The sequence below is a fragment of the Pseudoalteromonas atlantica genome, from assembly GCF_043641955.1.
Lineage (GTDB): Bacteria > Pseudomonadota > Gammaproteobacteria > Enterobacterales > Alteromonadaceae > Pseudoalteromonas > Pseudoalteromonas atlantica_A.
Window position 1 is genome coordinate 776,349 of record NZ_JBHZRV010000001.1, and the last position, 13,149, is coordinate 789,497.

A 13,149-nucleotide genomic window follows, 5' to 3' on the forward strand; every position below is an offset into this window, starting at 1 on the left:
ATTAATGTATTGATATTAAGACACAAATATCTTTACTATCCAGAGTTCAGGTTACTTAGTTACTTTTGCTTAATACATTGCTTACTCTTCGTCTTGAATAAGCTTCTCAAAATGAGTGCTATTTTTTGGGTAAACAGCAACCCTATATTTGCAGAAACATTTAGATTCAGCCCTTTAATAGTAAATAGCTTCTAAACACATTTTTCTCATTGAGAAACTTTGAAAAGCAAAGGCACAAGTACGTTAATAGTTGAACACACCTGTGCATAAATAATACGCACAATGTTTGCCTCATAAAGCACACTTGTTACGTTTAAGTTTTGTTTAATGTTCGCTTTTCTACCACTCTTTTTACCGCTTCTTCTATTGCATGTAACTTAAACGGTTTTGATATAAACATATCCATTCCCGCTTCCTTACATGCCACTTTATCTGTTGCGGACGTATTTGCTGTTAACGCTACAATGAGCGTGTCTTCAAAAGTACTGATATTTTGCTCTCTCAAAATTTTGGTTGCTTCAAGGCCATCTAACACAGGCATTACGCAATCCATAAATATGAGGTCATATTTATGCTGTTTACACTTGAATATCGCGTCTTGACCATCAACGGCAACATCAGCTTTTATATTAAGTTTTTCTAATGATGCATCTAATACGAGTCTATTTATTTGATTATCATCAACCACCAGTACAGATAGACCACTGGTATCAATTTCGCCACCACTCAATTTTATCGCTTCGACTTGCTTTTCACCTACCTTTAAAGGTATTTGCAAGGAAAATGTAGTGCCTTGAAGATACGTGCTATCAACATTAATAGCGCCATTCATATAATCAACAAGCTCTTTGACTATTGCTAAACCTAGGCCACTTCCCCCTACGCTTTTTTGTCTATCCACCTCTTGCGTGAACGGAGAGAAAAGAGACTCTAGAAACTCTTCAGTCATACCTCTTCCAGTGTCACTCACCTTGATATCAAGTAATAAGTCGGTATTCGATTTCACTGCACTCACTGAAAACTCGACACAGCCAGTTTCGGTAAACTTAAGCGCATTACTTAATAAGTTAGAGACAATTTGACTCAATCGCGTGTTATCGCAATAAGCCCAACAATCATCATCAACAGTAATATTGGTTTTAAATTCCACTTTTGCCGTTTTAAATAATGGAATGTATAAGGAGATCAAATCAACAAAAATAGTTTTTAACAAAAAGTGATTAGGTTCGAGTTTTAATTCACCGTGATTTATTTTTGAAAAATCCATTACTTCATTGATAATACTCAGTAATATGTCGGCGCTCCTTAGAGCTACTTTTAATTTTTCAACTCGTCGGGTTTCATCTTTTTCACCTAACAAAGTCGTCAACATACCTGTGATCCCATTGAGCGGTGTACGTAACTCGTGACTTATCTTTGCCAATAACATGCTTCTGTCTTCAAGCATTCTTTGCGCGAGAGCCTGTTTGTTTTTTAATGCAAGCCTCAACTCAACTGACTCTGTAACCTCTTGAAGTGTGCCGAATAATCTAACACATTTGCCATCAACAAATTCAGCCTCGCCAAACGATGATACCCAAATATTTTTTCCCTTAGCGGTCAACAACTCAAGCTCTAAGTGCCATTTTTCACCCAATGTCATGGCCTTTTCAACTGCTCTATTTATTTCTTCTTGGCTTTTACCTGCTTTAAAGAACTCAGTCGTTGATTTTAGATCTGGTTGAAATGACATAGGAACTTGATATATCCGTCTGACTTGGTCACTGCAGGTTACTTTTTTATCTAATAAATCCACCTCCCACGTACCAATGTTTGCCACATTTTCAAGCTTTAGCAGTGTGTTGTTATTTTTTATTAACTGCTTCGCTGCCATTCGTCTTGCAAACTCAGCCCCAAGCCACTGTGCAAATAGTTCAACGTAGTCATAAGCTTGCTCTGTAAAAGGTTTAGATGCTTTAGATGCGGAAAAATTAACTGTGCCGTAGGTGTCTGCTCCCACCTTTATAGGGGCGCCAATATACGATTCTAACTGAAAATTTATATAACAAGGATGGTTTGCAATTCTGCTAGAGGATGCTTGATGAAACGCCAGTGCACCGTCAGCCGCCAAGGTGTGAAGACAGTAAGTTCCAGATAATTCAAAGCTAGTGCCAACCGGTAATGAGTCATCGGGTGTGATTACATACTTAACGAGGTAAGACTCTTCGGCTATTTTACTCACAATTGCAATATCAAGCTCGAACACTTCGAGCCCAAACCTCAATAAACTATAAATTTTTTCATCAAAACTTTGAGTTTGATCAGATACAATATCGTGAAATCTTCGTAGGAATTTCAACCGTTTCTTTCCTTGTTTACAAAACAAAATAAGTCGTTTTTAACAATAAGACACCCTCTATTAAAGGTCAATTAATCTTATGTTTTTATTGTGCTTAACTGATCTTTAGATACTCTTTACAAACTTGTAGTGCTTATTTCCTAAACTAGGGAATGTAAAAATTAGAGATATGTATCTTACTGGCAGATATGTATATACTAAATCCAATTGAAGTAAGAAAAATATACCTATGACAACTCAAAAAAAGAAAAGTAATTTTTTCAGTAACCTTATTTTTAATATTGTTTTACCAGCGGTGATTCTAAGCCGTTTTAGTACACCGGATACACTTGGCCCTGTTTGGGCGGTTGTTGTTGCACTAGCATTTCCGTTATTTTTCGGCTTGTGGGAGCTTAAGCAATCAGGAAAAGTTAACTTTTTCTCTATTTTAGGGATTATTAGTGTGCTATTAACTGGGGGAATTAGCTTATTTGAACTTGACCCTAAGTACATCGCTATTAAAGAAGCAATGGTACCTGCAATTATCGGCATTATAGTGTTAGTAAGCCAATACACGCCGTATCCACTCATCCGCAAGTTATTGATTAACCCTGAACTGTTAGATATAGAAAAACTCACTCAATCGCTTGAGCAACAAAATAACACTGCGGTATTTGATGCAAAAATGCGTTTAGCTGGGTTTATTGTTGCCAGTGCATTCTTTTTATCTGCCACACTTAATTACTTTTTAGCCAAAGCCATTGTGGTTAGTATGCCTGGCACTACCGCCTATGCAGAAGAATTGGGTCGTATGACATGGTTAAGTTACCCGGTCATTGTAGCGCCTACAATGGTGTTACTAGTTGGCGCGATTATCTTCACCTTTATGCAAATTGGTAAGCTGACAAAGCAGCCTATTGATGACTTTATATTGCAATAATATGCTTTGTTGAATGTTGGTGAACGTGTTGCATTACTCAAAAACAACATAAAACAAGCGCGGCTCTATGAATTTACTTCATCTGCCGCGCTTATTTTCATAAATACACTATTGCGCTTGAGAAACTTCAGCAGGTGCTTCATCCGTTAACAAGTATTTTTCTAGCCACTGCTCTTGCTCCCATAAAACATGCAATAAGCTCTTGCGCGCTTTATAGCCATGGGCTTCGTAAGGCAACATCACTAAACGCGTTTCTTTGCCTAAGCCTTTAAGAGCAGCATACATACGCTCACTTTGCATAGGGAAGGTGCCTGAATTAGGGTCTTCTTGCCCATGGATCATTAACATTGGTTCGTTAATTTTCTCGGCGTGGAAAAATGGTGACATCGCTGCGTATACATCTTGAGCTTGCCAAAAGTCACGTTCTTCACCTTGGAAACCAAATGGTGTAAGTGTACGATTATACGCACCACTGCGCGCTATACCCGTTTTAAATAAGTCACTGTGTGCTAATAAGTTTGCCACCATAAACGCGCCATAAGAATGACCTGCAATGGCAATATTATCTTTATCGGCAATGCCTTTTTCTACGAGTACATCTACCGCAGCTTGAGCGCTAGAGACCAGTTGCTTTCTAAATAAGTCATTAGGCTCTTTGCCATCTACCCCTACGATTGGCATTTTCGGGTCATCAAATACGGCAATTCCTTTGGCTAGATAAGGCATTGGTCCCCAATAACCTATATAGGTAAATGCATAAGGCGATTCACGCACTTGTGATGCTACAGCTTTATCTTTATATTCTAGAGGGTATGCCCACATCAAAACAGGTAACGTGCCTTGCGTTTTATCATAGCCTGGCGGTAAGTACAGCGTGCCAGAGAGCTCAACACCATCATCGCGCTTATAACGAATAAGCTCTTTAGTAACCCCTTTAAATGCTGGATAAGGGTGCTCAAATGTTGTTAGCTGAGTAAGCGTATCGTCACTTAAATCGCGAATAAAGAAGTTTGGCTGCTCTGTTTTAGATTCACGAATAGTTATTAGCCGATCCCCTTCATCATCAAGCATGGCACGTACTCGCTCATAATAAGGTGCTTTAGACTGCCATAATCGCTTTGTTGTATTTGTTTTAATGTCGTATTGATCTAAAAAAGGCACATTACCTTGTTCAGAAGCACCATTACCACGTAAGTAAATATAACGACCACCCACCACTTTGATCACACTACTACCTTGATCATTTCGCTCATATATAGCACGGCCGGGATCTTTATAAGCATCATTGTAGCTGCGCTGTGAAAACAGCGTTCGATTTCTGTCAGCATTACGAGGTTGTATTACAAATGTACGAACTTGACGGTCGCTAAAGCGCCAATCACTGAGCATAGCCACATTATCATTTGCCCATTCAATTCCTGCAAAACGTCGCTCTACCTTTGCAAATAGTTTAGGTTCACGTTTAAAAGGCGCTCGTAATGAGTAAATATAATCGTGATGTGGCACATCGGTCTTCATGTCTCCGCCATCTTGTGCCTCAGCCCAAATCACTTCAGCTCCTTGATCAGCCCGCCATTCAAAATCACGACGACCAACACGTACGCTGTCGTAGCCTTGAGGAATATTATCCGCCAATGGCTGTTTTGCTAACTCAACCAACGCATAGCCACGCATTCCCCATATTTGCCACGTTGTTGCAAAACGGCTGTAAGGAACTTGATACGAGAATGGTTCATCAATACTCGCAACCAATAGATTTGTTGAATCAGGAGATACAGAAAATGACTTAAACAAGGCAGGCTTACCAATAGCACGTGCAATACCACTGAGCGGGATATAGGTTAATTGACCTTGCCCATAAAACTTAAACTGTTGTTCATCAAAAGGGCTGGTTAATAAATTTTGATATGTACGCGCAGGTGCCTTTTCGCCTGTGCTTTGCTGAATCACAGGGACCACACTCTGTGTGTCCGTGGTTAATCTTTGCTTACCAATATTTACCGCAGTGTTAGCTACAATTGCTGTACTGTCTGGCAACCAAGTATATGGACGACTCGTTAAAACTGAATTTAATGCTACGTCAGATAGCTGGCGAGCTTGCTTGGTTTGTGTATTGTATAGCCATAAGTTAGCTTGGTCTGTTTGCTCTAAAACAAATGCTAAGTACTGGCTGTCTGATGACCACTGAGGAGAGCGCATAATACCTGAAGGAATGTTGTTAACTTCAATCACGCTACCTGTTTTAATATGTTTTAAGGTCAATGCATTAAATTTTGTACGCGCTCGTGAGCGAGAAAAGTTAGCTGGATTTAATTTAATTCCAGCGAGTTTAAACTCTTCTTTAGCAAGGTCATCAAGTGATTCAATTCGTTTACGATCAAATAGTGCAAGCCACTGACCATCTGATGATAAATAGCTACTCGGTGCTAATTTCGCATCAACCACAGCAGCGAGATCACTTGAGGGGGTTTGGTAACCTTCGTTCGCATGGGCGTTTTTAATTTCCCCGAAACTTATTATCAGGGCTAAAAAAAGCAACATTGCTCTCATAGTGTGTCCTTTGTTATTTTTAAAGTGCCAATGCATATATAAGCATGATTTACAAAGCGCATAAAGTTTTTAAGTTATTCCTCTATTATAAACATAACCCTCCCTAGCTAAATATAAGCTTTACTGACTTTATCGCTCAATTTAAGTTAAACTAAGTGATTAAGTTACCTCTTTAAAAACAATTAATGAATAACAACACCGATAAAGTCACTATTTTTGACGTAGCGCGAGAAGCTCAAGTCTCAAAATCTACGGTGTCTTTAGTACTCACACAAAGCACTAAAGTCAGTGCCAAACGCAAAGAACAAGTTTTACAAGCAATTGATAAATTGGGCTATGTCTACAACCGTGATGCCGCAGCTTTAAGAGGTAAACGTTCAAATTTAGTTGCACTGGTGATCAACGATTTAACCAACCCCTATTCTGCACAATTAGCTGTGAGTCTAGAAAGTTATATTCACGACATGGGAATGCTGCCGATGGTCGTTAATACAGCTGAAAATTGGCAACGCCAACAACACATTGTTAAAACACTAAAAGAATACAATGTCGCCGCTTTTATAATGTGCCCAGCACCCGGGACAGAACAAAGCTGGGTAGATAACCTTATTGCCAGCGGCTCACCTGTTATCAATATTATGCGTGAAGTGCCATTTAGTAATGCCCCCACTATTTTACCTGATAACAAAAAAGGTGCGCACATTGCTACAGCTCATATTCTTGAACAAGGCATCACTGACATTGCCTTTTTAGGCGGGACAGATGATATCTCTGACCACCTGGAGCGTCTCAGTGGGTTTAAGTCCGCACTTTTACAGTTCAACATCAATGAAGATAAGCCCGTAATTCAGGCAGCTACAAACCGCCAAGGCGGTCGTGATTCATTTAACACACTGTATTGCGCTCAACCAAACATAAAAGCCATTATTTGCTTTAGCGACGTTATTGCTTACGGGGTTATTGAAGCTATACAACAGCTTGGGCTTACGGTGGGTGAAGATATAAAAGTAGTTGGATTTGATGATCTAACCGATTCTAAATTAATGTCCCCTTCATTAAGTACCGTCTGTATAAGCGCCGATGAGATTGGTAGGCGAAGTTGCCAAATTTTACAAGAGCTGCTTAGCAGTAACACCGCACCGTTACGAACATTGGTCGATGTAAATTTACAAATTAGAGATTCAAGCAAATGAAAAAAGTGTTAGTGATTGGCTATGTATGGCCAGAGCCAAATTCATCCGCAGCGGGCACGCATATGATGTCGTTGCTGCACGCGTTTAGAGCACAGAATTGGCAGGTTGAATTTGCAAGCCCAGCTCAAAAAACTGAGCATATGGAAAATCTAGAACAATATGGGGTCTCATCACAAACTATTGCACTTAACTGCAGTAGCTTTGATGATTATGTAACAAAATATAATCCTGACATTGTTATGTTTGACCGTTTTATGATGGAAGAACAGTTTGGTTGGCGCATTGACAAACATTGCCCTAATGCCATAAAAATACTCGACACTGAAGACTTGCAGTGTTTGAGAAATGCACGCCATGAAGCCCATAAAAGTAAAAGAGCATTTAGTAAAAGTGATTTACACTCAGATATCGCAAAACGTGAAATAGCCGCTATTTTGCGTTGTGACCTTAGCTTAATTATTTCAACTTTTGAAATGCAATTACTGGCCGATGTGTTTAATGTTGACAGCAACTTGTTGCACCATTTACCTTTCATGGTGGACTTAGAATCATTGCCTACTCAAACAAAATCTTTTGCACAGCGGCAACACTTTATGACGATAGGGAATTTTCGTCATGCACCTAATTGGGACGCAGTACTTTATTTACAAAAAATTTGGCCTTTAATTCGTAAACAGCTTCCCACTGCTGAACTACATATTTATGGCTCTTATCCACCACCCAAGGCAACAGCACTTCATAACCCTAAAACGGGCTTTCTAATAAAAGGATGGGCCGTAGACGCCTATCAAGTAATAGAAGACGCCAAAGTATGTTTATCACCTTTGCGTTTTGGCGCGGGAATTAAAGGTAAATTACTTGAAGCCATGATAATGCAAACCCCTAGTGTTACCACTTCAATTGGCAGTGAAGGAATGCATGGCGAACTTCCTTGGCCCGGTATTATAGAGAACGATACACAACAATTTGCAAACGCTGCAGTTACGCTTTATCAGGATGAATGTGCGTTTTTAAATGCACAAAAAAATGCACATACGCTACTAAATATTCGCTATGATAAATCACAATTAACGACTAACTTTATTAATAAAGTGGCCTCCATTGAAGTTAATTTACCAGCACACAGAGAAGCTAACTTTACTGGACAAATGCTTAAACATCATACAATGCGAAGCACCCAGTATATGGCCCAGTGGATTGAAGCAAAAAACAAATAAAAAAAACTAGACAGAGGTTTATATGTGTTTAAAATCGCGGCAAAACGAGTTAGGCAAGTTTTGATGTATTGTCTATATTTTTTAACTGAATAATTTAAATTTTGGTTCAATACTCACTTGAAAACCGCAACGTTTACTGAAAAACGAAAATTTATAGTAAAGCTAGGCAAAATGCTCCATAAGTACGGCACCCCTGCGTACCGACTTGAAGCTCACTTAATGGAAATTGCCACATACTTAGGCCTCAAGTCGTCATTCGTCATGTCACCAACTTCTGTTACATTTGTAATATGGACTGATGGACACGAAGATGAATACACTCATGTTGCACGTGTCGAGCCGGGGGATCACGATCTTGGCTCTTTGGCTGACACCGATGATCTCGTCAATAAGTTGCTTAATAAAGAATTAACACTGCAAGAAGTCGATGAACAACTCGACATCATTTTTGATGCCCCGGCCCCTTACAACAGAATTTTAACAGGTATTGCATTTGCAACCTCTGGCGGTGCGTTTGCCATGTTGATGGGAACCAGCTGGAATGATGTTTTATGGTCAGGCTTATTGACCCTAATCGTTTATTTATTTGTGCTTTGGTCAGCGCGCTCTAAACGAGTTGGGCACATGCTTGAACCCCTAGTAGCTATTGTTTCAGCAATATTGGCTTGTGCAATAAGCGTCTACATTGATGCACAAATCAATATTCGCCTTATCGTACTCTCCGCCATCATTGTTTTTATACCAGGGCTTGCATTAGCACTTGGTTTAGCTGAGCTTGCTGCAAGGCATCTAGTCTCTGGTACTGCACGGGTTATGGACTCGTTTATGTTACTGTTTAAACTCTATTTTGGGGCATTTATTGGTCTGGCGATTGGCTTTGCACTGTTTGGCCAAACAGACTTTGTGCCACCAGAACCACTACCAAAGTGGACTGCATGGCTAGCAATACTGCTTTTATGTAGTAGCTTAATCGTAATTTTTAGAACAAAATTAAAGCATGCAGCGTGGTCAATTGCCTCTGGTTTTATAGCCTACGGAACCAGTGTAGGCCCAGCCATTTATTTAGACTTAGATTATACTTTAGGTACATTTATAGGCGCCTTCTCAGTGGGTGTGTTTAGTAATTTATTCAACCGGGTCGCTAATGCACCTGCCTCTATCGTCGCTATGCAAGGTTTGATTGTATTAGTGCCTGGTAGTAAAACTTATATCGGCCTAAACTCTTTAATTGAAGGGCAGGACTTCGTCTATGCTGATCATATTGGGCAACAAACTTTTTTAATCTTTATGTCGCTGGTAGCGGGGTTAATCTTTGCGAACGTCGCACTCCCGCCAAAGAAAAGCCTATAAAAAGATGCTTAGCGCAAGCTAAGCATCTGTTCCACTTTACTATGCTTATAGGTGTAGCACTTAAGTAACCTGAACTCTGGATAATAAATCTATCTCCAGCGGCTACTTTTAACGCTAACTGCGTTGAATTTACTTGCAATAGGCCAGCTATTGACGCGTAAATTCGCCTTGTTATCGCTAAAAGTCTCCGGCTGGAGACTAAGGGGGAAATTTGTTATTTAATACCAATATATTATTACATCTCTTAACCAGAGTTCAGGTTAAGTAATCACAGCTGAACGGTTAAAGCAAAGTACACTTCTCGATAAATGAATATACCCTAGCAGCTATCTAATAAACCGATCACATCGATTCATCATCACTTAAATAAAAGCCACACATAAATATAGCTGTGACCGACAATCGCTTCGAGCGCCCTAAATTATTTAACAGGTAATACCTTGCTCAGTTAACAGCGTTTAAATGATAAACCCTTTTCAATATAGCTAAAATACAGATCACTAATTGTGAATCACTTGCAAATAAAACTTAAAACCCTTTAAGTAAACTTAATTTATTAAAATAACTCAAAACCAAATTAAATATTAATTGCTTGTTTTATAACAACTAAAAATAAATTTCAGCTATATTCATTATCATTTTTGTTACTTTCACAACTATTCATTTAGTTTCAAGACTCGATAGATCAAAAAGCGTTTAATAGAAAAACAAACCCAAGTTAGTAAATGTTATCACCATATATTTAACTCACTTGCTGCTCTGGGGGAGTAAATCGGTTAATAAAGGCTGTGTTATAAAGCAATGTAAGCAGGCCTTTGAACCATACCGTTAAACATTAAAAACGAAGTGTTGATTCAAGGGGAATCGAAAAATGATAAATATAAAAATGAATAAACTTCATCTGGCTATAAGTGCTTCACTTATCACATCAGCATTAAGCTTACCGATGGTAGCGCACAGTGCACAAGCAACAAATACAGACGAAGTTGAAGTTATTCAAGTACGCGGTATTCGTGGTAGCGTCGTAAAATCACTTAATACTAAACGTTATGCAAACACAATAGTGGATGCAGTAACCGCTGAAGACATTGGTAAATTCCCCGATCAAAACGTTGCTGAGTCATTGCAACGTATCACTGGTGTTTCGATGAGTCGCGCATATGGCGAGGGTGAAAGGATCAGTATTCGTGGAACGTCTGAAAACCAAAACCGTACCTTATTAAATGGCCAAGCTGTTGGTTCTGCTGATTGGTGGGTAGATTCGTCTGCCAGCCGTGGCTTTAACTTCACAATGCTGCCATCTGAAATTGTATCTGGTCTTGAAGTATACAAATCACCTGAGGCTGATATTGATGAGGGTTCAATCGGCGGAACTGTGATTGTAAGAACGCGTAAGCCACTAGATTTAGAAGCCAATAAAGTGGCTGGTTCAATTTTAATGCAGCACAGTGAATTGTCTGGCGAGACTGATCCACAGCTAGCAGGTTTATACAGCTGGAAAAATGATGAAGAAACAATAGGTGCACTTGTTTCTGTTTTTAAACAGGTACGTAACCTTCGCCGTGATGGTATTGAGGCTTGGAGTTGGACCCACCGTGACATCACCTTAGAAGACGGCACACAAATTGATGATGTTTACACACCTGGTGGTGGTGGCTCTGCGCTGTTCACTCAGGAACGAATCAGAACAGGTTTTAACTTAACATTACAATATCGCCCTACAGATGATATTGACGTGACTTTCAATGCACTTAATTCGACAATGAAGGCCAACAATGCGAATCAAAACTTCTTATGGCTACCAGGCTATGGTAATTCACAGTACACATCTTTAGACGTTGTTCAACATGATAAAGTAGGTCAATTCGCGCAAGCTGGTACATTTGGCCTCTCTGCTGACGGTAATAACATTCTTGATGAAACGAAAGTTCGTAACTCAGAATTAAAAACTAATTCATATGATTTAAAGCTTATCCATGAAGGCGAAATCTGGAAATCATCATACCATTTAGGTGTCACAGAAGGCTCAGGCGGTACACAAACAGACCGAAGTGTAGGATGGGAAGGTAATGCCGAGCACAGCTTTAATGCAGCCAATGTTGAAAGTATCGAAACAAGCTATGCTAAAAGTCCAGCAGATGGCACACAATGGGATCTAGGTTTTCTTCGCTACGACTCGAATGATGCACTTGATAAAGAATACTATGCACAAACTGATTTTGAACGTGCAATTGACGTGTCCGTCTTCAGTAGAATTAAGTTTGGCGCTAAATACCGCGACCACAAACGTGAAAATGTTCGCTTGCAGTCTCAAACACGCACTGATTTAAATTGGAGTTTAGCAGATTATTCAAACGCTTCACCCAGTGACTTTTTATCCGGTATCGGAACTAGTGGCACTTTAAGCGATTACGCAATGACTGATTTAGCTAAAGTACGTAAAGACGGTGACGCACTAGATTGGCAATATAACTTATTATTTGACAGCAACTTTGCGATTGAAGAAAACATTTTTGCAGGTTATGTAAAAGCAGATATAGATGTTGAAGGTATGCGCGGTAATATTGGTGTTCGTTTAGTTGAAACCAAGCAAACCACAGGTGCGTATATAGGTCCTGCTGATGCAAAAGTATGGCAAGAGGAAGAAACAAGCTATTTTGATATTCTTCCAAGCTTAAACTTAGCGATTGATCTTAATGATGATATGTTGCTTCGCATTGGTGCTGCACGCGTTATGACACGCCCAGACTATGCCGCGATGACGAACGCCACGACATACAATACTGAAACGCGTGTTGGAACTGGCGGTAACTCAAATATTGACCCATACCGTGCCACTCAATTTGATGTTGGCTATGAGTGGTATTTCGCAGATGCAGGTATCTTCTCGGCTGCATTATTTTATAAAGATTTACAATCTACATTAGGCAACACCACGCAAACTGAAGTGTTTAATGGTATTGAAATTGAAATTAGCCGCCCTGTTAACGGCCCTTCTGGTACATTGAAAGGTTTAGAGCTTGGCTTTCAAACCGAAATCACACAAGGCTTTGGCGTTGCTGCTAACTACACGTTTGTAGATGGCGAATCTAAAGACACGCAAGGCAATGATGTGTTGATTCCGGGTATTTCAGACCACACATACAATATCAGTACTTATTACGAGTCAGAAACATTCGGTGGTCGTATTTCATATAACTATCGCACAGGCTATGACACTGGCCGAGCATGGCCAGGTTATCAAGATGCATATGGTCAAGTTGATGCAACATTTAACTACAACGTAACAGAAAACATCACGGCCGTATTTGAAGCAACAAACTTAACTGACGAACATACATTTAGCTACCAAGAAAAAGGCGTTAAGCAAGCCTTAACGGGTGTCTATGCTGATGGACGTCGCTTCTCTGCTGGTATTCGTTTCAATTTTTAATAACGAATTAGTCGATATTCCTAGCTAACACAGGTCATCGACTCTCGCCAAGGATGGCCGCCCCTATGCCCAGGGGTTTAAAGCAGGCAACCTTTTTGGTTGCCTGCTTTTTTTATTAAACACATCGCATAATCGCGCTAGTAATAATA

At 39.7% G+C, this 13,149-nt stretch carries 7 protein-coding genes; 5 read left to right on the plus strand and 2 right to left on the minus strand.

Annotated elements, in window-relative coordinates; genetic code table 11:
• Positions 1–313: 313 nt before the first annotated feature.
• Complete coding sequence (locus tag ACHUE3_RS03195) at positions 314–2,338, minus strand: hybrid sensor histidine kinase/response regulator (protein WP_394190106.1); 2,025 nt, start codon at positions 2,336–2,338, stop codon at positions 314–316.
• A 229-nt stretch (positions 2,339–2,567) separates the two neighbouring features.
• Between ACHUE3_RS03195 and ACHUE3_RS03200 the strand changes: the two genes are divergently transcribed.
• Entirely contained in the window at positions 2,568–3,257 is a 690-nt protein-coding gene (locus ACHUE3_RS03200) for a VC0807 family protein (RefSeq protein ID WP_394190108.1), read from the plus strand.
• 108 nt (positions 3,258–3,365) lie between these two features.
• On the opposite strand, the gene ACHUE3_RS03205 is transcribed toward ACHUE3_RS03200, so the two are convergent.
• Complete coding sequence (locus ACHUE3_RS03205; protein ID WP_394190272.1) at positions 3,366–5,798, minus strand: S9 family peptidase; 2,433 nt, start codon at positions 5,796–5,798, stop codon at positions 3,366–3,368.
• Positions 5,799–5,992: 194 nt separating this feature from the next.
• Here ACHUE3_RS03205 and ACHUE3_RS03210 point away from each other — a divergent pair, with 194 nt between their 5' ends.
• The 4 genes from ACHUE3_RS03210 to ACHUE3_RS03225 all read left to right on the plus strand — a co-directional run bounded on the left by ACHUE3_RS03210 (position 5,993) and on the right by ACHUE3_RS03225 (position 13,000).
• A complete protein-coding gene (locus tag ACHUE3_RS03210; RefSeq protein WP_394190110.1) occupies positions 5,993–7,000 on the plus strand; it encodes a LacI family DNA-binding transcriptional regulator in 1,008 nt (335 codons plus the stop codon).
• Entirely contained in the window at positions 6,997–8,217 is a 1,221-nt protein-coding gene (locus ACHUE3_RS03215; protein WP_394190112.1) for a glycosyltransferase, read from the plus strand. The genes ACHUE3_RS03210 and ACHUE3_RS03215 overlap by 4 nt, the downstream gene beginning before the upstream one ends.
• Before the next feature lie 117 nt (positions 8,218–8,334).
• Entirely contained in the window at positions 8,335–9,567 is a 1,233-nt protein-coding gene (locus ACHUE3_RS03220; protein WP_394190114.1) for a threonine/serine exporter family protein, read from the plus strand.
• An 871-nt stretch (positions 9,568–10,438) separates the two neighbouring features.
• On the plus strand, positions 10,439–13,000 hold the full coding sequence (locus ACHUE3_RS03225; protein WP_394190116.1) for a TonB-dependent receptor: 2,562 nt from the start codon (positions 10,439–10,441) through the stop codon (positions 12,998–13,000).
• The last annotated feature ends 149 nt before the right edge of the window (positions 13,001–13,149 follow it).